Origin of the sequence: Acinetobacter portensis (assembly GCF_009372215.1) — a bacterium.
Taxonomy (GTDB): Bacteria; Pseudomonadota; Gammaproteobacteria; order Pseudomonadales; family Moraxellaceae; genus Acinetobacter; species Acinetobacter portensis.
In genome coordinates this window covers 13,194-38,596 of sequence record NZ_LWRV01000069.1, presented here as the reverse complement: position 1 = coordinate 38,596, position 25,403 = coordinate 13,194, and the positions used below count along the sequence as shown (strand labels likewise).

At 36.5% G+C, this 25,403-nt stretch carries 20 protein-coding genes and 2 tRNA genes; 9 read left to right on the top strand and 13 right to left on the bottom strand.

What is annotated here, in order from left to right:
* Positions 1–97: 97 nt before the first annotated feature.
* The 3 genes from A6M14_RS07665 to A6M14_RS07655 all read right to left on the bottom strand — a co-directional run bounded on the left by A6M14_RS07665 (position 98) and on the right by A6M14_RS07655 (position 1,057).
* Entirely contained in the window at positions 98–670 is a 573-nt protein-coding gene (locus tag A6M14_RS07665) for a DedA family protein (protein ID WP_152874385.1), read from the bottom strand.
* 215 nt (positions 671–885) lie between these two features.
* Positions 886–971: transfer RNA gene (locus A6M14_RS07660), tRNA-Leu, on the bottom strand.
* A 12-nt stretch (positions 972–983) separates the two neighbouring features.
* A tRNA-Cys gene (locus A6M14_RS07655) sits at positions 984–1,057 on the bottom strand.
* Positions 1,058–1,211: 154 nt separating this feature from the next.
* Here A6M14_RS07655 and folD point away from each other — a divergent pair.
* A complete protein-coding gene (gene folD, locus A6M14_RS07650; RefSeq protein WP_163123181.1) occupies positions 1,212–2,060 on the top strand; it encodes a bifunctional methylenetetrahydrofolate dehydrogenase/methenyltetrahydrofolate cyclohydrolase FolD in 849 nt (282 codons plus the stop codon).
* A gap of 192 nt (positions 2,061–2,252) precedes the next feature.
* Positions 2,253–2,939 (top strand): class I SAM-dependent methyltransferase, encoded by a 687-nt coding sequence (locus tag A6M14_RS07645; RefSeq protein ID WP_152874384.1) that lies wholly within the window; start codon positions 2,253–2,255, stop codon positions 2,937–2,939.
* 25 nt (positions 2,940–2,964) lie between these two features.
* On the opposite strand, the gene A6M14_RS07640 is transcribed toward A6M14_RS07645, so the two are convergent.
* The 5 genes from A6M14_RS07640 to A6M14_RS07620 all read right to left on the bottom strand — a co-directional run bounded on the left by A6M14_RS07640 (position 2,965) and on the right by A6M14_RS07620 (position 9,236).
* Positions 2,965–3,390: a hypothetical protein gene (locus A6M14_RS07640; RefSeq protein WP_152874383.1), complete on the bottom strand. Its 426-nt coding sequence runs from the start codon at positions 3,388–3,390 to the stop codon at positions 2,965–2,967.
* A 169-nt stretch (positions 3,391–3,559) separates the two neighbouring features.
* The gene (locus A6M14_RS07635; protein WP_188110877.1) at positions 3,560–4,879 is read right to left on the bottom strand and encodes an MFS transporter; all 1,320 of its coding nucleotides are present in this window, start codon (positions 4,877–4,879) and stop codon (positions 3,560–3,562) included.
* 267 nt (positions 4,880–5,146) lie between these two features.
* Positions 5,147–6,463 carry an MFS transporter gene (locus A6M14_RS07630; protein WP_152874381.1) on the bottom strand — a complete coding sequence of 439 codons (1,317 nt, stop codon included), beginning with the start codon at positions 6,461–6,463 and terminating at the stop codon, positions 5,147–5,149.
* A 416-nt stretch (positions 6,464–6,879) separates the two neighbouring features.
* Positions 6,880–7,302 carry a hypothetical protein gene (locus A6M14_RS07625; RefSeq protein WP_152874387.1) on the bottom strand — a complete coding sequence of 141 codons (423 nt, stop codon included), beginning with the start codon at positions 7,300–7,302 and terminating at the stop codon, positions 6,880–6,882.
* Between the two features lie 101 nt (positions 7,303–7,403).
* Positions 7,404–9,236 (bottom strand): phosphoenolpyruvate carboxykinase (GTP), encoded by a 1,833-nt coding sequence (locus A6M14_RS07620; protein ID WP_152874380.1) that lies wholly within the window; start codon positions 9,234–9,236, stop codon positions 7,404–7,406.
* A gap of 1,088 nt (positions 9,237–10,324) precedes the next feature.
* Here A6M14_RS07620 and A6M14_RS07615 point away from each other — a divergent pair.
* Both A6M14_RS07615 and groL read left to right on the top strand, forming a co-directional pair.
* Positions 10,325–10,615: a co-chaperone GroES gene (locus A6M14_RS07615; protein ID WP_152874379.1), complete on the top strand. Its 291-nt coding sequence runs from the start codon at positions 10,325–10,327 to the stop codon at positions 10,613–10,615.
* Positions 10,616–10,684: 69 nt separating this feature from the next.
* A complete protein-coding gene (gene groL, locus A6M14_RS07610) occupies positions 10,685–12,319 on the top strand; it encodes a chaperonin GroEL (protein WP_152874378.1) in 1,635 nt (544 codons plus the stop codon).
* 108 nt (positions 12,320–12,427) lie between these two features.
* On the opposite strand, the gene A6M14_RS07605 is transcribed toward groL, so the two are convergent.
* From A6M14_RS07605 to A6M14_RS07595, 3 genes are all read right to left on the bottom strand, one after another.
* Positions 12,428–13,612: an MBL fold metallo-hydrolase gene (locus A6M14_RS07605; RefSeq protein WP_152874377.1), complete on the bottom strand. Its 1,185-nt coding sequence runs from the start codon at positions 13,610–13,612 to the stop codon at positions 12,428–12,430.
* Positions 13,613–13,914: 302 nt separating this feature from the next.
* Positions 13,915–15,051, bottom strand: coding sequence for a glycerophosphodiester phosphodiesterase (locus A6M14_RS07600; RefSeq protein WP_152874376.1), 1,137 nt, complete (start codon positions 15,049–15,051; stop codon positions 13,915–13,917).
* A gap of 127 nt (positions 15,052–15,178) precedes the next feature.
* On the bottom strand, positions 15,179–15,553 hold the full coding sequence (locus tag A6M14_RS07595) for a diacylglycerol kinase (RefSeq protein ID WP_152874375.1): 375 nt from the start codon (positions 15,551–15,553) through the stop codon (positions 15,179–15,181).
* Between the two features lie 329 nt (positions 15,554–15,882).
* Between A6M14_RS07595 and A6M14_RS07590 the strand changes: the two genes are divergently transcribed.
* From A6M14_RS07590 to A6M14_RS07580, 3 genes are all read left to right on the top strand, one after another.
* Entirely contained in the window at positions 15,883–18,990 is a 3,108-nt protein-coding gene (locus A6M14_RS07590; protein WP_152874374.1) for a multidrug efflux RND transporter permease subunit, read from the top strand.
* 342 nt (positions 18,991–19,332) lie between these two features.
* Positions 19,333–20,670 (top strand): magnesium transporter, encoded by a 1,338-nt coding sequence (gene mgtE, locus A6M14_RS07585; RefSeq protein ID WP_152874373.1) that lies wholly within the window; start codon positions 19,333–19,335, stop codon positions 20,668–20,670.
* 150 nt (positions 20,671–20,820) lie between these two features.
* On the top strand, positions 20,821–21,402 hold the full coding sequence (locus A6M14_RS07580) for a DUF4112 domain-containing protein (protein WP_152874372.1): 582 nt from the start codon (positions 20,821–20,823) through the stop codon (positions 21,400–21,402).
* 78 nt (positions 21,403–21,480) lie between these two features.
* Here A6M14_RS07580 and htpX read toward each other — a convergent pair whose 3' ends face one another.
* The gene (htpX, locus tag A6M14_RS07575; protein ID WP_152874371.1) at positions 21,481–22,386 is read right to left on the bottom strand and encodes a protease HtpX; all 906 of its coding nucleotides are present in this window, start codon (positions 22,384–22,386) and stop codon (positions 21,481–21,483) included.
* A 148-nt stretch (positions 22,387–22,534) separates the two neighbouring features.
* Complete coding sequence (locus A6M14_RS07570; RefSeq protein WP_378226889.1) at positions 22,535–23,329, bottom strand: lytic transglycosylase domain-containing protein; 795 nt, start codon at positions 23,327–23,329, stop codon at positions 22,535–22,537.
* Between the two features lie 532 nt (positions 23,330–23,861).
* On the opposite strand from A6M14_RS07570, the gene ttcA reads away from it, so the two are divergent.
* Both ttcA and A6M14_RS07560 read left to right on the top strand, forming a co-directional pair.
* On the top strand, positions 23,862–24,785 hold the full coding sequence (gene ttcA / locus A6M14_RS07565; protein ID WP_152874369.1) for a tRNA 2-thiocytidine(32) synthetase TtcA: 924 nt from the start codon (positions 23,862–23,864) through the stop codon (positions 24,783–24,785).
* 217 nt (positions 24,786–25,002) lie between these two features.
* Positions 25,003–25,386 (top strand): SCP2 sterol-binding domain-containing protein, encoded by a 384-nt coding sequence (locus A6M14_RS07560; protein ID WP_152874368.1) that lies wholly within the window; start codon positions 25,003–25,005, stop codon positions 25,384–25,386.
* Positions 25,387–25,403 lie beyond the last annotated feature (17 nt).

Below are 25,403 nucleotides of genomic sequence, written 5' to 3'. Positions count from 1 at the left end.
TGCTAATTCAGCACATATCAACGTGCTTATGACAATGCATTACACAGTAAACAAAATGGTTAATTGCATTGTTTGAATCAATAAAGCCAAGTGTAAATCACTTGGCTTGTTTTTTTAAAATATAAATTTTATAAAAAAGGATGAGCAGTATTATAGCAATTGTACATATAGTGACGATGGTGAGGTGCGTATGAAATATAGAACCCCATAATTGGTGAATTAAGTGGGTGATTTGTACACCAATAAAGATAATGACCATTGCCCAAATGAATGATGCAAAAATATTTATGACAAAATAATGCAAATAATTATATTTTTTGATTCCGAAACTAATAGGAATTACAGTTCTTAATCCCCACGCAAAGCGCATGCATAAAATTGTTATTGTTGGGTGTTTTTCAATAAATGAACTTGCTTGATTAAATTTATTGGCTAATTTAGGGTGTTTAGCTATGAAATTGTGGCCGAATTTTGAGCCAACGTGATAATAGAATTGATCTCCGATAAAAGCACCTATGGTTGCTGTAAGCACAAGCCACCAAATATTTAAAATATTCTGATGTGCTGCAAAAGAACCTAACAAAAGTACAGTTTCACCCTCGAAAAAGCTGCCTATAAATACAGCTAAGTATCCATAATTTTGTAATAAACTGGTCCAGTCTAATTCCATACTGAATACTCGATATATGCGGATTGTGAAAGGGTGATTATTGATTTCAATATACTGTGATGGGGGAAGTAGGAAGATGAGGTTTGATTATTAATAAAAATATAGTTCTGAAATTACAATAAAAAAAAGAGGGTAAGCGATGTTACTAAATTTTAGATATAAAAAAACCAGCGCTAGGCTGGAAATTTTATTACACCATCTTCTAAGTTGAAGAATGGTGCCCGAGGCCAGACTCGAACTGGCACGCCTTGTGGGCGGGGGATTTTAAATCCCCTGTGTCTACCGATTTCACCACTCGGGCATTTTAACAAGATGGAGGCGGAGGTCGGAATCGAACCGGCGTACACGGAGTTGCAGTCCGCTGCATGACCACTCTGCCACCCCGCCATGTCTTGTTGATGCGTATATTAGCAAGCTCTGAAAAAAAAACAATAGCATAGTGGTGCTGTATGTGCAGAAAAACATCATATTGACAAAAATAATTAAAATAATGTTGTAGAATGTGCAAAATTGATTCATATCAACACTTGGGAGAAGTGCCGTGGCATTAGTTTTAGATGGTCGTGCATTGGCGAAAAAAATTGAAGCTGACTTGTTAACTCGCGTAGAAGCGTTAAAAGCAAAGTCAGGTCGTACTCCAATTTTAGCGACTATTTTAGTGGGTGACGATGGAGCATCTGCAACTTATGTACGTATGAAAGGGAATGCTTGCCGTCGTGTCGGTATGGATTCATTAAAAGTTGAATTGTCTTCAGAGACAACAACAGAGCAGTTACTTGCAGAAATTGAAAAATTGAATGCAAATCCAGATGTTCACGGTATTTTGTTACAACACCCTGTACCTGCACAAATTGATGAGCGTGCATGTTTTGATGCAATATCACTTGCTAAAGATGTAGATGGCGTAACTTGCCTTGGCTACGGTCGTATGGCAATGGGTGAGGCAGCTTATGGTTCTGCAACACCTGCGGGCATCATGACAATCTTAAAAGAAAACAACATTGAAATTGCAGGTAAGCATGCGGTTGTTGTTGGTCGTTCTGCAATTTTGGGTAAACCAATGGCTGCAATGTTGCTAGAAGCAAATGCGACAGTAACGATTTGCCATTCACGTACTCAAGATTTAGCAAGCTTTGTTAAGCAAGCTGACATTATTGTAGGTGCTGTGGGTAAAGCTGAATTAATCCAAAAAGATTGGATTAAGCAAGGTGCAGTTGTTGTTGATGCTGGTTTCCATCCACGTGATGGCGGTGGTGTTGGTGATATTCAATTGGTTGGTATCGAAGATGTTGCTTCTGCTTATACGCCTGTTCCAGGTGGTGTAGGCCCTATGACAATCACAACTTTGATTCGTCAAACTGTGGAAGCTGCTGAAAAAGCGTTGGGTTAATTCCCACCGTGCTCCTTCTCCCTTTGGGAGAAGGCTAGGATGAGGGAAACCTCTCCCTAACCCTCTCCTAAAAGGAGAGGGGAATTCGTTGTGAAAATAATGGATGCTCCTTCTCCCTCTGGGAGAAGGTTGGGATGAGGGGGATACATCAAGCATAAGAGTTCTCTGAAACAGATAAAGAATAAAAATCCCATGAGCTGTACCCTCCGATTTTCTAAAGCACCCGAACATTTAATTAAAGCCTTGCATGAGGTTATTCCGCATTGTGATCTTCTTGCACAACAACTTCCTGAAACGCCAATTTCTCTTTGGTTGATTCCACCTGTTTTTCCTACCGATAAATTAGATGATGAAGTCATTCGTCGAATTTGGAATGACACGCCGTATTGGATTTTTTGTTGGGCATCTGGTTTGGCGATGGCACAGTGGCTTTTGGCGGAACCACATCATGTGAAAGATAAAGTGGTTTTAGATTTTGGTGCAGGTTCAGGCGTAGTTGCGATTGCTGCGAAAATGGCAGGAGCAAAGCGCGTTATTTGTTGTGATATAGATAAAATAAGTTTAGATGCTTGTCGTGCCAATGCAGAATTAAATGGCGTTGAATTAGAGTATTTAGACGACTTATATAAAGCAGAACAGATTGATATTTTGCTAGCAGCGGATGTACTTTATGATCAATGTAATCGCTTCTTTTTGGATGAATTTTTAAAGTTTGCACCTGAAGTATGGGTTGCTGATAGTCGTGTGAAAAATTTTAGTCATCCTCAATATATCAAGCTTGATGAGCGTAGTGCGACAACTTGGCCTGATTTAGATGAATCACCAGAATTTAGAAATGTCAGTTTTTATAAAACGCTAGAAATAAAAAAGGGCATCTAAATTGCCCTTTTTAATGCTTAAAATATTAAGAACAGCTGTAGCGAACAACACGCAGTGTAGCTGGGCGAGCTTCAAGCGCTTGGCGAGTTGCATAGTCTTGGTCGCTATATAAACTTTGAGTATTAGATAAACCAACGCTTGTACGGCTTTGTCCAATTTGACGACCAAACTCAACATTTTGTTGCGGATTGGCAATTTCATTCACGCTTAGAATGCTCAGCTTGTATGTTTTAGATGCACCTAAAACTTTTTGGCAAGCACGTTGTAGTTTTGTTTCATCTAGTTGTTGATTTTGGCGACCAGCAAGTGTGTACGCCATTGTTGCTGAATCTGCTGTTTGAGATTCAATTTGATAGCCTACATTGCCGTTATATTGACGAGGCGTGCTTTGGCAAGCAGAAAGACCTAAAGCAAGTAAACCTAATCCTAAAAGTTTATAAGTGTTATCCATCTTTAAAGTTCCACATGTTTTTATATTGTTTGAGTATGCCATAAGGTTGTTGATTTCACGATGATAGTTTTACAAAGTTTTCATTTTATTTATTTTGTGATTTATCTTTAAAAAAACCAAAAAATAAACCCTCAATTGAGGGTTTATTTTAGGGAAAATGCCTGATTCTTTAATTATCAGTAATTAAGCTATTTTTCTTGGTATCTTTCATGAAAATATAGGTAATTAAAGAAATACCAATCATGAAAGTAATGTAGTAGAAGAAGTAATTTTCATGTCCTGCATTTTTAAAGCTTAAAGCCACTAATTCTGCTGTACCACCAAATAAAGTGTTTGCAATTGCATATGGAAGTGCAACGCCAAGCGCACGAATATGTGCAGGGAAAAGTTCTGCTTTGACTACAGCATTAATTGCTGTGTAACCAGTAACAATGACCATTCCGCTCATACATAAAATAAAGGCTGTTGTTGGGTTTGTGGTAGATCCTAAGCCATTAAAAATTGGAATAGTGAATAAAACACCCAATACACCAAAGGCAATCATAATGGGTTTGCGACCAACTTTATCTGACAATGCACCAACTGCAGGTTGAATTAACATGAAAATAAAGATTGCAGCAGTGGTAATCTCAGTTGCAGTAGTTTTTTCAAAACCAGATGTATTTACAAGATACTTTTGAAGATAAGTTGTAAATGTGTTGAAGGCTAAAGTACCACCCGCTGTGAGCATAATTACGGTGAATGCTTGTTTTGGATATTTGGTGAATAAAGCCAAAGCACTCGATTTTTCGCCACCATTTTTCGCTTGTTCTTGTGCTTTTTTAGATGATTCAGTTTCAACAAGTCCACGACGAATCCAGAATACGACAATTGCAAGTAAAGCACCAATGGCGAAAGGAATACGCCAGCCCCATTCAGTTAGTTGACCTTCAGAAAGTGTGCGTTGTAGTACGATTAATACACATAGAGCAAGTAATTGACCTGAAATAAGTGTTACATATTGGAAGCTAGAAAAGAAACCACGATGATTTTTCCCAGCCATTTCTGTTAAGTACGTTGCGCTTGAGCCATACTCACCACCAACACTCAAGCCTTGAATTAAACGTGCCAATAGTAAAATTGCAGGTGCAAGCATACCTACAGAATCATAAGTTGGTGCACAAGCAATCATGAGTGAGCCAAGGCACATTAATGAAACTGAAACAGTTAAGCCTGCTTTACGTCCTTTTCTGTCTGCATAAATACCCATAACCCAAGCGCCAATAGGGCGCATTAGGAAACCAAGTGCAAAAACTGCTGCGGCTTGAAGAAGTTTGACGGTGCTATCACCATCTGGGAAAAATTGATTTGCAAAATAGAGGGTGAATGCTGCATAAACATACCAGTCGTACCATTCGACAAGGTTACCTGCGGATCCACCTAAGATAGATTTGACACGTGTTTTTCGATCAAGTGGCACTTCTGCAACCTGAGATGATGAGTTTGACACAGCATTCTCCAAGGAGTGTGGGCAAAATGCATCCTTTTAAATTCTGAGTGATAAAACTTAAAAAAATATATTTTGTCGAATTGAGGGAGATAACATTAGATGAAGTATTTATACGCTTTTTGTCTTAATTCTTCATTCGACTTTAGTCTGAAATTATAGGAAAATTTAAGATGTAAATTGAATTAAAGCCTAATTACTAAGATGTAAAATGAATAAAACCCTCAATTTGAGGGTTTTATGTACAAAAATATTAAGACTTTTTAGGAATTAATTATCTGTAATCATAGAATGTTTTTTAGTATCTTTCATGAAAATATAGGTAATTAAAGAAAGACCAATCATGAAAGTAATGTAGTAGAAGAAGTAGTGTTCATAACCTGCATTTTTAAAGCTAAGCGCAACTAACTCTGCTGTACCACCAAATAAGGTGTTGGCAATGGCATATGGTAAAGCAACACCTAATGCACGAATATGAGCAGGGAATAGCTCTGCTTTTACCACGGCATTAATGGCTGTATAACCAGACACAATAATCATACCGCTCATACACAGCATAAATGCAGTCATTGCATTGTTGGTTGCACCAATATGATTGAAAATTGGAATGGTGAAAATTACACCTAAAACACCAAAGGCAATCATAATGGGTTTACGACCAATTTTATCTGATAAAGCGCCAATAGCAGGCTGAATCAGCATGAAGATAAAAATAGCAGCAGTTGTAATTTCGGTTGCTGTTGTTTTTTCGAAGCCTGAGGTATTTACTAAATATTTTTGAAGATAGGTTGTAAATGTATTGAAGGCTAATGTACCGCCAGCGGTGAGCATAATAACGGTAAATGCAGCTTTGGGGTGTTTTGTGAAAAGTTCGACAAATCCAGATTTAGGACCACCTTCTTTCGCCATTTTTTGAGCTTGTTTTGAAGATTCACTTTCAACCAGTCCACGACGAATCCAGAATACAACAATGGCTAAAATTGCGCCAATAAAGAATGGAACACGCCATCCCCATTCACCTAAGGCATCTTCGCTTAAAGTGCGTTGTAAGATAATTAAAGTACAAAGTGCTAAAAGTTGACCTGAAATAAGTGTTACATATTGGAAGCTTGAGAAGAAACCACGATGATTTTTACCTGCCATTTCACTTAAGTAAGTTGCGCTTGAACCATATTCGCCACCAACACTTAAACCTTGTAGTAAACGTGCAAATAAAAGCATTGCGGGCGCGAGCATCCCAATAGTTTCGTAAGTTGGCGTACAAGCAATAATTAAAGAGCCCACACACATTAAGGAAACAGATAAAGATAAGCCTGCTTTACGACCATGACGGTCTGCGTAAACCCCCATAATCCATGCGCCAATGGGGCGCATCAGGAAACCAAGGGCAAAAACAGCGGCAGCCTGTAGAAGTTTTACTGTGCTGTCACCTTCAGGGAAAAATTTAGGTGCAAAATATAAGGTAAATGCGGCGTATACATACCAGTCATACCACTCAACTAAGTTACCTGCTGAACCACCAATAATAGATTTAACGCGTGTTTTGCGATCGATGGTTGGTTGTTCTATTTGAGCTTCATTGCTCATCGTTTTCTCCATAATTTTTGGAGTATCAAATTTTTAATAAGGATGATGATGTTTGCATGGTCCATATAAAAATTATTGATTTATCCATATACATTGTCAGTATTTTAAGTTAAATATTTTGATGTAATATTCAACTTAAAATATAATTTAAATAATTGGCTGTAAATATATCCTATTTTTTTATCCATAGTTATTGCTTAAATTTGATGCTTTTTATAGTGCTTGAGTGAGTTTATATATAAAAAAATAGTGCAATATTTTTTAAATCAATATTTTACATATTGAAAGTGTGAATATTAACGAGAAAAATATAATAAATAATGCATTTTTGTAGTGCGCCATTTGTCGGATTTTTTAAAGCTTATTTCATGAGTATTAAAAAAGGCCGCTTACGCGACCTTTTGGGAAAAATCAAATTAAATCAATTTACCATTAAGTTGTTGGCAGTCGATTGGTGAATTGAATTTTACAGCCGTACCTGTGATGACAGGACGAACAATTCTCCATGGCCAAAAACCAAAGCGTTGGCTACCATTATAGTTAATTACAGCATCTGCTTTATAGCGCGTTGCAATTGTTGAAATTGTCGGATATAGATCGACTACAGAGCCGTAAGTGCCTTTACCCGCCTTAATGCGTTTAATGACTTTGTAGTCGGTATTTGATGGATTGCCCTCAATAAGACAGATCATTTTTGCTTGATCATTTGGTGTTGCAACTTCAACATTATTAGTTGTTACGTTATTCGTTTGAACTGGTGTAACTGTTGTAGATAGTTCTGCATGTGAAGTTGTTGTAATAAAAAGACCAGCTAGGCTAGCAATAATGATCTTGTTCATATTCATGTAGGTATTTTCCCCTTTCTAAAATAGTAAAAAATAAAGCGCACATTTTAGTGTAAAAAAAGGCCGCTTACGCGACCTTTATACTTAAGTATTAATTAAGCAGATTTCTTAACAGCTTCTAAAAGTTCATTTTGACGAGCTTTTAATGCAGCTGGAAGGCGTTCACCTAACTTGTCAAACAATTCAGTATGACTTTCAAGCTCTTTGATCCATTGATCTTTGTCTTGAGAAGTTACAAGGTCAAATTGTTCTTTAGTGAAGTCTGAACCAGTCCAGTTCAATTGTTCGTAAGTTGGAACACGACCAATTGGAGTTTCAACAGCAGTAGCACGACCTTCACAACGGTCAATGATCCACTCAAGAACACGCATGTTTTGACCAAAACCAGGCCACACGAAGTTGCCTTCTGCATCACGACGGAACCAGTTTACGTTGTAAATACCTGGAAGTTTGTTGCCAGCAGCTTCAGCTTTAGCAGCAACTTGCTCGCCCATTTCTAACCAATGAGCGAAGTAGTCAGCCATGTTGTAACCAGCAAATGGAAGCATCGCAAATGGGTCGCGACGAACAACACCTTGTTGACCAACAGCAGCAGCAGTCGTTTCAGAACCCATTGTTGCAGCTTTATAAACGCCATCAACCCAATTAGTTGCTTCAGCAATTAGAGGTACTGTGTCTGCACGACGACCACCAAAGATGAATGCAGAAATTGGAACACCAGCTGGATTTTCCCAGTCAGCATCAATTGAAGGGCATTGACCTGCAGCAACTGTGAAGCGAGCATTTGGATGCGCAGCTTTTTCTTCGCCAGTATGCGGTTGACCTTTCCAGTTAGTCAGGTTAGCAGGCGCTTCTTTAGTCAGACCTTCCCACCAAATTTCGCCATTATCTGTAACAGCAACGTTTGTGTAGATTACGTCTTTATGTAAAGTAGACATGCAGTTCGGGTTAGTCTTGGTATTTGTACCAGGAGCAACACCGAAGAAACCAGCTTCAGGGTTAATTGCATATAAACGACCATCTTCACCTGGTTTGATCCAAGCAATATCGTCACCTACAGTTTCAATTTTCCAACCTTCGTAGCCTGCTGGTGGAATCAACATTGCGAAGTTTGTTTTACCGCAAGCAGAAGGGAATGCAGCTGCGATGTAGTGTTTTTCACCTTTTGGATTAGTCACGCCAAGGATGAGCATGTGTTCAGCTAACCAACCTTGTTGACGCCCCATGTAAGATGCAATACGTAATGCTAGGCATTTTTTACCAAGTAATGCGTTACCACCGTAACCAGAACCGTAAGACCAGATTTCACGAGTTTCTGGATAATGAACAATCCATTTATCAGGGTTGCAAGGCCATGCAACGTCTTTTTGACCTTCTTCAAGCGGAGCACCTACAGTGTGTACGCAAGGAACGTATTCACCGTCAGTACCAAGAACGTCATAAACCGCTTTACCCATACGTGCCATTTTAGACATGCTTACAGCAACGTAAGGTGAATCTGTTAATTCGATACCGATATGAGCAATATGAGAACCTAGAGGACCCATAGAGAAAGGAACAACGTACAAAGTACGACCTTTCATTGAGCCATCAAACAAGCCATTAAGACGAGTACGCATTTCAGCTGGAGCTTCCCAGTTGTTTGTTGCGCCAGCATCTTCTTGTTTTTCAGAACAAATATATGTACGACCTTCAACACGAGCAACGTCAGAAGGATCAGAATTAGCAAGGTAAGAACCAGGATGTTTCTCTTGGCTAAGCGCTTGCATAGTGCCGTTAGCGATCATCAAGTCGATATAACGTTGATTTTCTTCTTCGCTGCCGTCACACCATTCAATTTTCGCTGGTTTCGTTAATTTTGCAATTTCTTCCACCCAAGCAATAAGCTTAGGGTGACGAACGAATTCTGGTGCGTTCACTTGGGTCATGATGAGGCCTATCTCAAATGTGTACAAGCTGTACAGTATAATTCTGTGCAATGGGATACATTGCAAAGATGAAATATAAAAAGTGGCGCTATTAAAGCATAAAATGATAAAAAAAATAAGACTTAAGCATTAGTTCATATTTTGGCAATAGAACTGTGTTTTTTTGATTAATATTAATTAAAACAATATCTTATGTAATTTTTTTTCAAAATAATTGGTATTTCCAACTACAATGCATGGTATTTATTTTAATTATGGTTAATTAAAACAGTAGCTTACTGTGTTTGTTTTTTGCAATTTCATTATTGATTTAATAAATGGTGGTAATTCCTAATTTGTATAAAACTATAAATTGATTAATATTTAAGTTATTGAAATCAGAATAAATTCTAAAGAGATCGTAAATTTATATTAATCTAGAATAAGAAGCATTGGAAAACATAATTTTAGCTCTAAGGAATCGGAGATATTCTTTGTAAAATTGCACTTTTATCTTTAGATTTTTCTTAACTACAGCATTTTGCACTCATAAAATGACATAAATATTTTATATCTTTTTACGGAGATTTTTTGGCTGAGCGAGAACGTTCATTTATAAATTAAATAATGCGTCATGATGGTTTTCTAATTTAACAGAAGGGTTTATTTAAATTGACTATTTCTAAGTGATTTAAAATCTAGAACTTAAATTATCCTTATTACTCTGAAATAAGGTCTAAGCAATACCTTAAAACTGAGTTTAGAAAAATTAGATAGATTGATGAAATAAGTCAATTATTTACTTTCATTGTATTTATATATAAAAGTATAAATTCTTTAAGTGGGTGGAACTACCCAATTAAAAATAGTCAATCAAATAGATATGAAAACAATAGTAAGAAATGCTTTTAGATCAATTCAGCTTATGAATGGTTGTTTTGAATAAAACTTATACAAAAAAGCGCATTTTTTTTAGTGCTTACCCTTGAAGCGATATTTTCCATCCCCACAACAGAGTCATCAAAATGATTTTCTGATGATGATGTATGGAAATCAAATTGTCATCATCATTTAACTAAATAAAAGACATGAGTCTGATGGAGTTTACTATGAGCAATATTCGTCCTTTACACGATAATGTTGTTATTCGCCGTGTTGAAAAGGAAACTAAAACTGCTGGTGGTCTTATTTTAAGTACTTCAGCAGCAGAGCAACCAGCGCAAGGTGAAATCATCGCAGTGGGTAATGGTAAAGTAACGGACAATGGCGTACGTGCTTTAGATGTTAAAGTTGGCGACACTGTTTTGTTTGGTACTTATGCGGGTACTAAAGTAAAAGTAGATGGTGAAGAACTTCTTATCATGAAAGAATCTGATATTTTAGCGGTACTTGCAGGTTAATCTTTAAAAGTAAATTCAAATCTGTACGACACAGATTGATAAAAAATTTAAAAATATTTGGAGTTAAACATGTCAGCTAAAGACGTAAAATTCGGTGATTCAGCGCGTTCAAAAATGATCGCAGGCGTAAACGTACTTGCAGATGCTGTAAAAGTAACTTTAGGCCCTAAAGGTCGTAACGTTGTAATCGACCGTTCTTTTGGCGCACCGCACATCACTAAAGATGGTGTAACTGTTGCTAAAGAAATCGCGTTAAAAGACAAGTTTGAAAACATGGGCGCTCAATTGGTTCGTGAAGTATCTTCAAAAACCAATGACATTGCAGGTGACGGTACAACAACTGCAACTGTTCTTGCTCAAGCAATTTTAAATGAAGGGATCAAGTCTGTAACTGCAGGTATGAACCCAATGGATTTGAAACGCGGTATCGATCTTGCAGTTCGTGCAGTTGTTGAAAATATCAAAGCAACAGCTAAACCAGCTTCTGATACGAAAGCAATTGAACAAGTAGGTTCAATTTCTGCAAACTCGGATACGACTGTGGGCAAGCTTATTGCTCAAGCAATGGAACGTGTAGGTAAAGAAGGCGTAATTACTGTAGAAGAAGGTTCAAGCTTCGAAGATTCTCTAGATGTTGTAGAGGGTATGCAGTTTGATCGTGGTTATATCAGCCCGTACTTTGCAAATAAACAAGAAACATTAACAGCTGAACTTGAAAATCCGTTCATTCTTCTTGTTGATAAAAAAATCAGCAACATTCGTGAATTGATTTCAGTATTAGAAGCTGTTGCTAAATCGGGTAAACCACTTCTTATCATCGCTGAAGATGTTGATGGTGAAGCATTGGCAACTCTTGTTGTAAACAACATGCGTGGCATTATTAAAGTATGTGCTGTTAAAGCTCCTGGTTTTGGTGATCGTCGTAAAGCAATGTTGCAAGATATTGCGATCTTAACTGGCGCAACTGTAATTTCTGAAGAAGTTGGTATGTCTTTAGAAACTGCTTCACTTCAAGATTTAGGTACAGCACACAAAATTACGGTTTCTAAAGAAAACACTGTAATTGTTGATGGTGCGGGTAATGCTGCTCAAATTGCTGAGCGTGTAACTCAAATTCGTGCGCAAATTGAAGAATCTACTTCAGAATACGACAAAGAAAAACTTCAAGAACGCGTTGCTAAGTTGGCTGGCGGTGTTGCTGTTATCAAAATTGGTGCTGCAACAGAAGTTGAAATGAAAGAGAAGAAAGACCGTGTTGATGATGCGCTTCATGCAACTCGCGCTGCGGTTGAAGAAGGTGTGGTTGCTGGTGGTGGTGTTGCGTTAGTTCGTGCAGCAGCAGCACTTGAAGGCTTAACTGGTGCAAACGATGATCAAAACGTAGGTATCAATATTTTACGTCGCGCAATTGAAGCACCACTTCGTCAAATCGTTTCTAACTCAGGCGATGAGCCTTCAGTTGTAATTAATGCAGTTAAAAACGGTGAAGGTAACTTCGGTTACAATGCTGCGACTTCTGAATATGGCGACATGTTAGAAATGGGTATTCTTGACCCTGCGAAAGTAACGCGTTCAGCTCTTGAACATGCTGCATCTGTTGCAGGCTTAATGCTTACTACTGAATGTATGATTACTGACATTCCAGAAGACAAACCTGCAATGCCTGATATGGGCGGTATGGGTGGTATGGGCGGTATGATGTAATTCATCATAGTTCATGTAAAAAAGGTCGCTAATTTAGCGACCTTTTTTATTTGCTTGAATTTTATGCTGAAGTTTAACAGCAGTAAATTTGACTAATAACGGTTGGAACTATTTATTTACCACTTTAATTGTCCCGCTTAAATTGGTGAACGAACCATCTTTGGCAGCAATATTGGTATATGCAGTACCTGTATTATAGTTTTGTACATGCACTACATTTGAACCTGTCGATGGCTCATGCCAGTACACCATAAATACATTTTTTGCGACTTCAATAGGCATATATTGAACAGTATCTGTTACACCTTTAAAAGGGCCGTCAGTACCAATAAAACTCATCGTTTTATTATCTTTGAAATTTAGATCAAAGACTGCTGTTCCATTACCAAAATTAACTTTTGCTGTACGAGCAATTGGAGGATAGGCAGAATTGGTATGCCATTCTTGTTCACCTTTAAAAACTTTTGCTCCTAATTCTAAAGACTGTTTATCTGCTAAGTTTGGGTATTTTGTGGTCATGAAGTTGATAACATCTTTAGACGAGTGTTTAGTCGTTACAGCCTCTTTATAATTTTGTAAATATCCTTTTACCCAATCTAGTGTTTTTGGTGAGTCGTCGGCAGTATTAAAATGGCTTGGAATGACTTTGTTTGGATTCAAAGCTTTCATATCATCAATTTGTTTAATCCATGCATTTATTTCAGGAACGCTTTGCGTATCTGCTGTCCATAAATGTCCATCTTTACTGACAGAAATACCACCAACTATTGTTTTTAAAGATGGAATCCATAAGAAGCTGTGTGCTGAATCATTTGGATCTAATTTTATAACAATTTCTTGCCCATCGATATTAAGCTTATTTTTTTCTACAGCTTCTGGTACGACAAGTTGAGTTGGTATATCCGTTTTAAGTTGATCTTTCCAAACATTTAGTTTTGCATCTTTGGTTGCTTGTATTAAATAAGCTGTTTGTGCTGTAGAAATAATTTTGGCATTTGGATACGCTTTTTTTACTTCATCAATTCCAAAGTAATAATCAGGATCACTATGAGATATATAAATGTATTTTAAGTTTTTCCCAGATTTTTTTATTAAATCGACCAGTTTTTTTGCATGTTGTTTTTGAAATTGGGCATCAATTAAAATAGCATCTTTATCACCACTAATGAGTGTTGAACTCACATTAAAGATGGCATCTTTACCAGGATTAAATGTTTCAATATTTAAATTTGAGGCAGCTAAAGCAGAAAAGCTACTTACGGATAACATGAAAGCAAAAACTTTATTTTTCATTTTATATTTCCAGTAATATTGTTTATTTAATATTTGATGTAAATTTAAAGAAGATGTAGTTTAAATAAGTAATTTTATGTTCTTTTATTGTGGTTTTCTTTGATTCAATATTCACAAAAAGATGATCAATAAACATAAGATCTTTTACCTGCTGATTGATGTCTGATACATAGTTTTTTCATAATGACTAACTTTAAGCCAATGATGAAAAAATCTAATAATTTGAATAATATTTCAAGCATGTACCTCGTCATTAATAAAACCCCCACAAATAGCGGGGATTTTATTGGAAAGAGATTTAATTATTTTTGCAAAAACGCATTCACAGCTTTACGACCTAAAGCAGGATCATCTGTAAATACGCCATCTACACCTGCTTTAAAGAAAATTTGATATTCAGCCATTGCACCTTGAATACATCGCTCATTTGCATTTTTATTACAATATAATGAGTCAATTAAAAACTTATTTTCAGGACGTAAACTATAAGGATGTATTTTTAAGCCTTGTGCATGAACATCTTGAACAAAATGTGTAAGTTCACCTGCATTATTTACAATATAGTTTTTACTTGGGCCAATACCTTGAGCATAAGTTGCCACATTTTTTAAGCCTTCAGTCGTAGCTAAATCACCATAGGTTTTGTGAATGCCTTGAGCAATGAAGTCCGCAGGAGATTCATCAACATCACTATAAAGTTGTATTAATTGTGCTTGTTTTAAACCTTTGTATTTTGGTAATTGTTCTTTTATATAATGCAAATTAGTAACTTCAAAAGATTGTAAATAAATAGGCGCTAAATCACGTGTAAATTCATGTGTAGATAGCGTTTTGAGTAAGCGATCTTCTAGTGCAAGATTAATTTTTTGAAAATAGGTGGGGTGCTTGGTTTCAATATATAAACCCACTAATTTTCCTGTTTGCTCATAGTGTTTTTGCGCCAAAGCAATAATTTCTTCTAAAGTTGGAATTTTGAATTGATCATTGTACTTTGCATTATTAGGGCGAACATCAGGAATGCGTTCACGAGCTTTGAGTTGTTTTAGTTCACTTAAATTGAAGTCTTCGGTAAACCATCCTGTATGACTTTCACCATCAATTACTTTTGTTGTTTTGCGATCTTTAAATTGTGAAAGTTCACTTACATTTGTTGTGGTTGTAATATCATTTTCATGACGAGCAACCAAATAACCATCTTTGGTTGGAAGCAAATCAGGTTCAATGAAGTCTGCGCCATCATCTATGGCTTTTTGATAAGACGCTAAAGTATGTTCAGGGCGTAAAGCACTTGCACCACGATGACCAATAATAATGATTTTAGGTTCTTGATGTTGTTGCGATGTTGGAATAAGTAGATTTATTTGATCTTGTGGTTTTGGGAGTTGGCTACATGCGGTTAAAGACGCAAGACTTAAAAGAGTGACCAATGTTTTTTGCATGATTTTTAACATCTTCGTATTTAGATGCAAGGCAGTATTGGTTTTTAGGTTTACAGGTAAGTGACAATTTACAAAAGTCTACGCAAAAGAAAAGGGCGGAAAATTGCCCTTAAATATTTGAAGATATTTACCGTAATAAAATAATTGACCAGCTTGCAAAAATAATAGCTAAAGATACAAATTGAGCAGCACTTCCCATGTCTTTGGCATCTTTAGAAAGTTCATGTTTGTCTAATGAAATTCGGTCTACAACGGCTTCAATTGCAGAATTAAAAAGTTCAACAATAATTGAAAGTAAACATACAATAATCATAATCGCTTGTTCAGCAGGGCTTACATTTAAAAAGAATGTTATTGGTATTAAAATAATATTGATTAAGATAATTTGGCGAAACGCTGCTTCTTTTTGAAAAGCAGATTTAAAACCATCTATAGAGTATTGTGTTGCATTCAAAATACGTTTAACGCCTGTTTTACCTTTGAAAGGAGAATTTTGATTCATCTTGAAATATTTCCGAAGTTTTTAGGCACAATAAAGTATCAGCCTTAAAAAATTATTATTTAATTTAAGCAAAATCGCTTAATCTTATAAAAAATACACATTAACTAAAACTTGATGAATTATGGATATTTATTTTGTTTTGTAAAGTAGAAATAGAATTCATTAAAGTTCTACATAGTTTCTTCATAATTAAAATTATTCGATTTTTTTCTGTAATCTATTCTTGTATTTTAAGCTTTTGTCACAGAAGATCGCAAACGATTTTTTAAATACGAATTTCATCGCTTAAAGATGAAATAACATCTACATCGGAAGTGTGAATAAGACATATGTTGTCTAAATATTTTATTGAGCGCCCAATTTTTGCAGGTGTTTTGGCTATCTTTGTGATGGCTTTAGGCATGTTTTCGATACTTAATTTGCCTATAGAGCGTTATCCTGACATAGCGCCACCAAAAATCTCAATAAATACAAACTATTCAGGTGCAGATGCAGAAACTGTAGAAGAAAGTGTTACCCAAATATTAGAAGAACAGATTAAAGGTTTAGATCATCTTCTATATTTTAGTTCAAACAGTGACTCGACAGGAAAAAGCCGTATTCAAATTAGTTTTGATAACGGAACAGATCCTGATACCGCGCAAGTTCAAGTGCAAAATGCCATTAATGGTGCATTAAATCGTTTACCTGAAGATGTGCAAAGACAAGGGGTGAATGTTGTAAAGTCTTTAGGCGATACGCATAGGGTCATTGGTTTGTATGATGAATCTCGTAAAAGCGACAATATTGCCTTGTCAGATTATTTACAGACACATTTAGAATCTGAAATTGCACGTGTAGAAGGCGTGGGTGAATTAGATGTATTTGGTTCTCAATTTGCGATGAGAATTTGGTTAAATCCAAATAAATTAAAAGATTACAAACTGATCCCAAGTGATATTCAAAAAGCAGTCGAAGCGCAAAATACTCAAGTTGCAGCCGGTGGTTTAGGTGAGTTACCTGTTGCACAAGAACAATATTTAAATGCAAAAGTAACTTCAGGCTCACGCTTAAAAACAGTTGAAGAATTTAACAATATTATTATTAAAGCCACGCAAAATGGCAGCTATGTCTATTTGAAAGATGTGGCACGTGTTGAAATTGGCGCAGAGAATTATCAAGCGTATAACACCATTAATGGTTATCCATCGGCAGGAATGGCAGTTTCATTAGCATCGGGTGCGAATGCCATTGAAACATCGAAACTGATTGATGAAGCTGTTGCGAATATTTCTAAAAAGTTGCCTGAAGGCTATAAATTGGTTTATCCAAGAGATAACACACCTTTTGTTCAAGAATCGATTAAAGAAGTGGTAAAAACACTCTTTGAAGCTATTTTATTGGTTATTGTTGTTATCTTTTTATTTTTGCAAAATTGGCGCGCAACGCTTATACCGACCATTACAGTTCCCGTTGTTGTTTTAGGCACAATGGCTGTGTTATTTGCTGCGGGAATGAGTGTAAATACTTTAACCTTATTTGCTTTGGTTTTGGCAATTGGTCTGTTGGTGGATGATGCTATTGTTGTCGTAGAAAATGTTGAGCGTTTAATGCATGAAAAAGGACTAAGTGCAAAACAAGCTTCTATTGAATCTATGCAGGAAATTAGTGGTGCATTGGTGGGAATTACATTGGTTTTAAGTGCTGTGTTTATTCCAATGGCATTTTTTGGTGGATCTACAGGCGTTATTTATCGTCAATTTTCTATTACGCTTGTAACTGCAATGGCAATTTCATTAGCCGTTGCTTTGGTACTCACACCTGCATTATGTGCACTTATTTTGAAACCTAATCATCAGCCTTATCAATGGGCAAATCGTTTTAATTCATTTTTAGATAAAGTCAAAACCAAATATATTTCTATCTCATTTAAAACTATTGAGAATCGTTTAATTACCCTTGTTATTGCATTTGCTTTGATTATTACATTTGCGTTGTTTTATCGTGTTTTACCTACAAGTTTCTTGCCCAACGAAGACCAAGGCACACTGATGCTTCAAGTGTCATTGCAAGATAATGCGCCAATGTCGAAAACCATTGAAGTGGGTGAAAATGTTAGACGCTACTTTTTAGAATATGAAAAAGCCAATGTAGATTTGGTGATGTTACGTTATGGACGTAGCCGTGGTGGAACAGGGCAAAACTTAGCGCAAGGTTTTGTAAAATTAAAACATTGGGATGAGCGTAGCGGCAAAGAAAACAGTGCAAATGCTGTGAAAGAACGTGCAATGAAATATTTCAAAGCAAATCAAAATGCCAATGTGATGGTTATGATGCCACCTGTTGTAAATGGTCTAGGCGATACCAATGGTGTGAACCTTTGGTTACGTGATATTGAAGGGCAGGGTCGAGCTGTATTAAATGAAAAATTTAAGCAACTAAAAGATGAAGCAAAAGTTTATACAAGCTTTGAAAATTTAGATAAAAAAGCTGTGCCAGATCGTGCAAAACTTGTGGTTCAAATTAATCAAAAAGCAGCGATGGCAGCAGGTTTATCGCTAACGGATATCAACAGTACTTTGTCTGCGGCTTTAGGTGGAAAATACATTAATGACTTTATTGATCGAGGACGTATTAAAAAAGTCATGATGCAAAGCGACGCATTATTTAGATCGAATCCCGACGACTTACAGTTTTGGTCGGTACGAAACAATCAAAATGAAATGGTGCCATTTTCCAGTTTTTCCGAAACACATTGGTCAGGTGGCCCTGAAATTGTGAATCGTTTTAATGGTTATTCCGCACTTGAGCTAGAGGCAGATAAAGCTACCAATGTGAGTTCTGGTCAAGCCATGCAAGATCTGCAAAAACTGGTAGATACTCAGTCAGGTGTAGATTTAGCTTGGAGCGGAATGTCATTTGAAGAAAATAAATCGAGTAATCAGGCACTTTTACTTTATTTGGTATCTATTGGCTTTATTTTCTTATGTTTAGCTGCTTTATATGAAAGTTGGTCTATTCCTGCTGCGGTTATGACCGCTATTCCTTTGGGGATTGGTGGCAATATCTTATTTAGTTATTTCTCAGGTTTTCCAAACGATATTTACTTTCAAATTGCCTTGTTAACAACAATTGGTTTGTCATGTAAAAATGCAATTTTAATTGTCGAATTTGCATCAATGGCACAACAACAAGGAAAATCTGCGATTGATGCAGCATTAAGTGCAGCAGGCTTACGTTTACGTCCAATTTTAATGACTTCAATTGCTTTTGGTGCAGGTGTTTTACCCCTTGTTTTTGCCTTTGGTGCAGGTGCGGCAAGCCGTCAAGAAATTGGCGTGAGTGTTTTGGGGGGCGTGATATTTGGTACTGTATTAGTCCTTATCTTCATTCCATTTATGTATGTCCTTATTCGCAGTATTTTTAAATCGAAGCAAAAAGTATCTAAACTGAAATGATTGCTTTTATTTAGCTGATATTTACTTTAAAAGTAAGTTTTCAAGCCATGCTTGAAGCTGGTATTAATAGAGTGTAAAAGAGATTTATGAAAGAAGTCTAATCACTTGAATTGTATACTTTTTGTTTTATTGGTTGAGTAATGTATAAGTTGTTTGTAGTATTTGCACGCCGTATAAACGGTATATAGAGGATCTCGTTCTTAAATGGACAGGCATAGTTGTCAATTATTTTATTTTTCAAAATGTTATATTCATCTCATACAGGGTGAAGGTTTTCTGTTGGCAATGAACTAAATTGCCATGTTGCCTTTGTTGCTGCGTGAGAAGCAATCAGGGACCAACATGAGCTACAACAACTTTTTGTATCTAATAAATGATGCAGTTAAAAATAATCATATCGAACTTGCACTTGAGTCATTAAAAACTTTTCGCGCCGCAGATGTTGCAGATGTCGTCGCTCAATTACCTATTGAAAATATTCAAAAGCTACTTTTGAACTTGCCTGATCGTTCATATGTCTTTTCACATTTACCTCCCCATATTCAAGTTGAGCTTGCAGAAGTTTTACAGCGCCAAGTTTTAGCAGAAATTATGGGGGAGATGTCTTCAGATAAGCGAGCTGATGTCTTTAAAAGCTTAGATGAAAATCAGCAAAATGCATTGCTTCCTGCTTTAGCTCAAGCAGAACGTGAAGATATTCGTTTATTATCATCTTATGTAGAAGGTACAGCAGGAGCCATTATGAGTTCCGAATATGCAACCTTATTGCCTAATATGGTCGTAGCAGATGCGATTAAGATGTTGCGTACGGAAGCACCCGATACAGAAACGATTTATTTCGCCTACGTTTTAGATGAAGCACGTAAATTGCTGGGTGTGATTTCCCTAAAACAACTTATTTTGGCACAAGAACAACAAAATATTAATGATTTGATGGTCACCGATGTTCTTTTTGCAAAAGTAGATTCAGATCAAGATGAAGTCGCAAAAATCATTGCGCGTTATGATTTGCTTGCACTACCCATTGTCGATGAAAAGGGCATTATGGTGGGGATCGTTACCCATGATGATGCTATGGATGTTGCACGTGAAGAGGCAACGGAAGACTTCTTAAAAGCAGGTGCCGTTAGTGCGACATCTAAACTGAGTTTAAAATCGACACCAATTATACAGCTTTATAAAAATCGTGTGTTTTGGCTTGTTTTTCTGGTCTTTGGAAGCTTGCTTTCAGGGATTGGTATCGCACATTTTGAAGATATTATTGCGCAAAATATTGTATTGGTGTTCTTCTTGCCTTTACTTGTCGGAAGTGGTGGTAATGCAGGTTCGCAATCATCAACATTAATGGTTCGTGCATTGGCAACAGGTGATGTTCAATTTAAAGATTGGTTCTTCCTATTGGGGCGTGAAAGTTTAGTTGCACTTTGCTTAGGTTTAACCATGGCTTTAGCTGTATCTTTCCTTGGTTTTTACCGTGGCGATGAACTTGTTGCTTTAGTACTTGCAATTAGCATGGTTGGCATTGTGCTATTGGGGTGTTTAATTGGTATGAGCTTGCCCTTTATTTTAAATAAATTTGGTTTTGACCCAGCAAGTGCATCTGCACCTTTGGTAACATCTATATGTGATGCAACGGGTGTTCTTGTGTATTTATCTATCGCTTCTATTATTTTATTTTAAGCGACTAGACAACTTTCATCATTTTCTTTTATTTAACAGTAAAATAAGATGAAGGGAAATTGATGAAAGTGATCGATTGTAATTAAGATACAAAATATAGATCAATGTCGTTTATGCTCAAGGGTATTGCTTCAATAATGATGGATTGAGATGCAAAAACAAAAAAAATTAAGTCAGCACGAAGTCATTCAGCTTGAGCGTGATCTTGCAAAATACGCCAATATGATGGATTCCGTTGTTCGAATTCCATTTACCAAGCAAGGCGTAGGGGCGGATGCAGCTTTAAGTACCATTCCTATTGCAGGTGATGCAGCAGGTTTTGTATTGACTTGTTATGCCATATATAAAGCCAAGCAAATTGGTGTACCACAACATAAACTCACACCTGTCATGAAAATGGCTGTGATTGATGCTTTTGTGGGGGTTATTCCAATTGTTGGCACAATATTCGATGTTTTTATACGTCCAAGTCGTAAAGCTTTAGATGTTGTACATGAGCATATACGTGTGGAGTATCAGGTAACTTCAGATCATCATGTTGTTCATCCATTTTTACATGAAAATTTAGAAAAGAAACAACGTGATTCTGCCTTTTGGCGTAATCCTGTTGTCGCTTGGTTGTGGCTACACATTCCAGATATTCTAGGGTTTTTATTTCTTGCTATATTTTTTTATGCAGTTTGGCTTGGTGGAAGTCTAGTGATTCAGTGGCTACAAAATATGGGCTCATAAAAAGAATACATAAATACTTCCCACATTAAAAAAGCCTCCAATTGGAGGCTTTTTTAATGCTTAATTTAAGTGTTTAAATTAAGGCAAATTTAATTGTTGTAAAGCAGCAACACGCTGTTCAATAGATGGGTGAGTTTGGAAGAGGGCAGCTAAGCTGAAACCTTCTTCTTTACCTGCCGAAATAGCAAAAGCTTTCATCTCTTTTGGCATTGCATCTGGTAATTCAGATTCTGCTTGTAAGCGAAGTAATGCAGAAATCATGGCTTGTTTACCAGCTAAGCGAGCACCTGCTTCATCGGCGCGGTATTCGCGTTGGCGAGAGAACCACATCACAATTGAAGATGCCAAAATACCAAATACAATATCTAGTACGATAGTAATTGCGAAATAGCCTAAGCCAGGTGCTTCACCATCTTGACGACCAAAAACATTACGGTCAATAAAGTCACCCACAACGCGTGCAAAGAACATAACAAATGCGTTCACTACACCTTGAATTAGGGCAAGTGTCACCATATCACCATTGGCAACGTGACCAATTTCGTGAGCAAGTACAGCACGTAGTTCATCTTTGTTCATACGTTCAAGCAAACCTGTAGAAACAGCAACGAGAGAATCGTTTTTGTTCCAACCAGTTGCGAACGCATTCGATTGATAAGATGGAAAAATACCAACTTCTGGCATATTAATACCAGCACGTTGCGCTAATTGTGCAACTTCTTGTAATAACCACGCTTCAGCTTGGTTACGAGGTGCATTAGGGTCAATGAGTTCAGTACCCGTGGTTTTTTTCGCCATCCATTTAGACATGAATAGTGAAATTAAAGAACCAACCATACCAAAGACAAAACAGATCACTAAAAGGTTGCCTAGATTTAAGCCACCCGCGCCATGGTAACTACCGACACCGAAGAGTGACAAAATAATGCCAGCTACAACCAGTACCGCGAGGTTGGTAAGCAAGAACAAACCAATCCGCATCATTGAAAGAATCCTCTTAAAAATAAATAGATAAGATTTAAAATAATAAATCTATCCTTAAATATGCGGTGTATATCGCAAAATTTCAAGAATAAAATAAAAAGATACGAAGAATAAAAAAAGTATATTGGGTTTTTATATCTGAATTAAATTAATGAGGGCTGGCATTGGCATAGGTAAAAGTACCATCGCTCGTTTGAATAATTTTTCTTTGTTGCTTTGTCGATGCTTGTGCCAAATTAATATTGGAAGATTGTTTTGTTTCGACATGTTTAGCTTGCGCATTAATTTCAGACGCAGGGTGTTCTGAAGATGAACCTGCAGATAAGCCAACACCGCTTGAATACAAATTGTGAAAACGACTATTTACACGACGAACATAATCTTGGGTTTCACGAAAAGGCGGAATGCCACCATATTTAGTGACATTTCCTTCACCTGCATTGTAACCTGCAAGTGCTAAAGAGGTATTCCCGTTAAACCGTTTCATTAACCAAGCTAAATATTTTGCCCCTGCCATAATGTTTTGATGTGGGTCATAGGCATTTGTAACATTAAAGCGTTGTGCTGTTGCAGGCATCAATTGCATAAGCCCTTGAGCACCAACAGGGGAGCGTGCATGCGTATTGAAACCAGACTCTGTATGCATAACAGCTTTAATTAAACCTTCAGACACACCATGTGTTGATGCTGCTTGCTTAATAATATGATCAAAAGCATTCTTATTTTTACTGTAACTTGCTAAAACGGAAGCTTCTGATGAACCCCAATTTGAATAACTGTGAATATTACTGTCTGCGTAATAGGTGATTTTCACGCGTTTTAAAGATTGATCAGAACTTTTTTTATTGGTGAGTAATGTGCTGCCATTATTATCTTTATACATATACACCTGACCCGCGTAAGAAAGCGATGCCATAAAAGATATAGCAGTTGTTAACCCCATCAAAGAAAGTGAAGAAAATCTCAATTTTTTAATCATTAGCGCTATGGCAGTTTATATACAGCAACATTAATACAAACGAGTTTAACAAATATAAATATAAATAGAAGCACTAAAGCATTTTTTTCGGATTGCTTATTCACAAAAAGCAAGTCATTTTGTTGATTGAGTAATCAAAAAAAATATTTATTTTTTTTTAATGAGCATTGCTTGACACACTTAAGGTATTGAAATTAAAGAGTATTTAATTTGATCAAAAAATAACCAATTTAAATGGAAGCCTTAATTTCAGGGTTTAAAACCTTGTCAAGTGCTTTTAAATCCACAAAGTTATCCACAGCTTTTGTGGAAAACTGTGGAAAAGTCCAAAAGATAGGCATCTTGAATATAAATTGAACTGTAACGTTCAAAATTACAAATTTTCGAAGACAAATTGATGACAAATACAATTATTTTTTTATTACATTCTTTTGGTGCGATTTGACACTATTTCCGCTAAAATTGCGCAGTATTTTTATTATGGTTAATTTCGTCTATGTTCTCACCAGTTGAGTCCGAACAAGGATTTAATTTCAAACCTGAATTGCCAACCAGTTCGGCATATTATCGTTTGTTGAAAAAACTCCGCCGTCAAGTCGGTCATGCTATTCGTGATTTTAAAATGATCGAAGAAGGTGACAAAGTCATGGTGTGTATTTCTGGTGGTAAAGACAGTTATACCTTGTTAGATATCATGTTGCAGTTTAAACGCATTGCACCTATTAATTTTGATGTGGTTGCTGTCAACCTTGATCAGAAACAGCCAGGCTTTCCTGAAGATGTATTACCACGTTATTTAGAAGAAAATAATATTCCGTATTATATTCTTGAAAAAGATACTTATAGTATTACGAAGCGTTTAACACCTGAAGGTAAAACTTACTGTGCAGTGTGTTCACGTTTGCGTCGTGGTTCTTTATACGGATTTGCACAAGAAATTGGCGCAACGAAAGTGGCGTTAGGTCATCATCGTGATGATATTTTGGCAACGTTCTTCTTGAACTTGTTCCATGGCGGTAGCTTAAAAGCAATGCCACCAAAATTATTGTCATCTGACAAAAAGAATATTTTGATTCGTCCTTTGGCTTATGTTGAAGAAAAAGACATTATCAAATATGCAGAAATGCGAAAGTTCCCAATTATTCCATGTAATTTGTGTGGTTCTCAAGAGAACTTACAGCGCGCAATTTTAAATGACATGTTACGTACTTGGGATAAAGAATATCCTAAACGTTTACATAGTATTTTTGGTGCTTTGCAAAATGTTTCGCCATCGCAATTGGCCGACCGTGAATTGTTTGACTTTGAAGCTTTAGATTCTGAACGCGAATTTGACTTTAAAGAAAGCTGCTCAACGGAAGAGCCAGAAGATGCGAACAAGCGTATCAATATGGTCAATTTGGGCTTTATGGCAGATTAATTGATTGAGCTGGTGCTATTCTTTAGGGGGTAGCGCCTAATTCAAATAAAATAACAACAAATAAAAATGATTTAAAAATAAAAAATTGAACGCTTCGTACATATTTTCTTATCCTAATTTCAAAATTACATGCTATAACAGGCGACAAGCAAAAATTGCTTTAGAACTATGTTGTCTGGATAGATAACAAGACGAATAAATAAATTGAGGAAAGATCATGCCTGCTTTTTTAACTGATGATTGGTTTTCAACTGTAGAGACGCTTACAGCTCAAGCTGGTGATTTAAACTTACCGCCTGCACTTGCAAATCTTGCAATTAATTTAGTGGTTGCTGATGCTTCAGGTAATACTGAATTATCATTAGATGGTGGAGCGATCAAAAAAGGTCTGTCTTCTAATGCTAAAACAACATTGAACATGGATGGGGAAACATTACGTAAAGTATTCCTTGAGTTTGATATGGCTGCGGCAATGCAAGCATTCATGACAGGCAAAATCAAAGTTCAAGGTGATATGTCGCAACTTATGGCATTACAAACGGCAAAACCAAGCCAAGAACAGAAAGATTTATTTAAAAAAGTATTAGAGCATACTGCTTAATCTTTAGAAGATAAGTC

Excerpts from the sequence above, each read along its gene's own strand:
- ttcA (WP_152874369.1), top strand. The coding sequence starts at position 23,862 with ATGTTCTCACCAGTTGAGTCCGAACAAGGATTTAATTTCAAACCTGAA.
- A6M14_RS07560 (WP_152874368.1), top strand. The coding sequence starts at position 25,003 with ATGCCTGCTTTTTTAACTGATGATTGGTTTTCAACTGTAGAGACGCTT.
- A6M14_RS07630 (WP_152874381.1), bottom strand. The coding sequence starts at position 6,463 with ATGAGCAATGAAGCTCAAATAGAACAACCAACCATCGATCGCAAAACA.
- mgtE (WP_152874373.1), top strand. The coding sequence starts at position 19,333 with ATGAGCTACAACAACTTTTTGTATCTAATAAATGATGCAGTTAAAAAT.
- htpX (WP_152874371.1), bottom strand. The coding sequence starts at position 22,386 with ATGATGCGGATTGGTTTGTTCTTGCTTACCAACCTCGCGGTACTGGTT.
- A6M14_RS07570 (WP_378226889.1), bottom strand. The coding sequence starts at position 23,329 with ATGGGGTTAACAACTGCTATATCTTTTATGGCATCGCTTTCTTACGCG.
- A6M14_RS07605 (WP_152874377.1), bottom strand. The coding sequence starts at position 13,612 with ATGAAAAATAAAGTTTTTGCTTTCATGTTATCCGTAAGTAGCTTTTCT.
- A6M14_RS07625 (WP_152874387.1), bottom strand. The coding sequence starts at position 7,302 with ATGAACAAGATCATTATTGCTAGCCTAGCTGGTCTTTTTATTACAACA.
- groL (WP_152874378.1), top strand. The coding sequence starts at position 10,685 with ATGTCAGCTAAAGACGTAAAATTCGGTGATTCAGCGCGTTCAAAAATG.
- A6M14_RS07580 (WP_152874372.1), top strand. The coding sequence starts at position 20,821 with ATGCAAAAACAAAAAAAATTAAGTCAGCACGAAGTCATTCAGCTTGAG.
- A6M14_RS07595 (WP_152874375.1), bottom strand. The coding sequence starts at position 15,553 with ATGAATCAAAATTCTCCTTTCAAAGGTAAAACAGGCGTTAAACGTATT.
- A6M14_RS07620 (WP_152874380.1), bottom strand. The coding sequence starts at position 9,236 with ATGACCCAAGTGAACGCACCAGAATTCGTTCGTCACCCTAAGCTTATT.
- A6M14_RS07615 (WP_152874379.1), top strand. The coding sequence starts at position 10,325 with ATGAGCAATATTCGTCCTTTACACGATAATGTTGTTATTCGCCGTGTT.
- A6M14_RS07645 (WP_152874384.1), top strand. The coding sequence starts at position 2,253 with ATGAGCTGTACCCTCCGATTTTCTAAAGCACCCGAACATTTAATTAAA.
- A6M14_RS07600 (WP_152874376.1), bottom strand. The coding sequence starts at position 15,051 with ATGCAAAAAACATTGGTCACTCTTTTAAGTCTTGCGTCTTTAACCGCA.
- A6M14_RS07665 (WP_152874385.1), bottom strand. The coding sequence starts at position 670 with ATGGAATTAGACTGGACCAGTTTATTACAAAATTATGGATACTTAGCT.
- A6M14_RS07590 (WP_152874374.1), top strand. The coding sequence starts at position 15,883 with ATGTTGTCTAAATATTTTATTGAGCGCCCAATTTTTGCAGGTGTTTTG.
- A6M14_RS07640 (WP_152874383.1), bottom strand. The coding sequence starts at position 3,390 with ATGGATAACACTTATAAACTTTTAGGATTAGGTTTACTTGCTTTAGGT.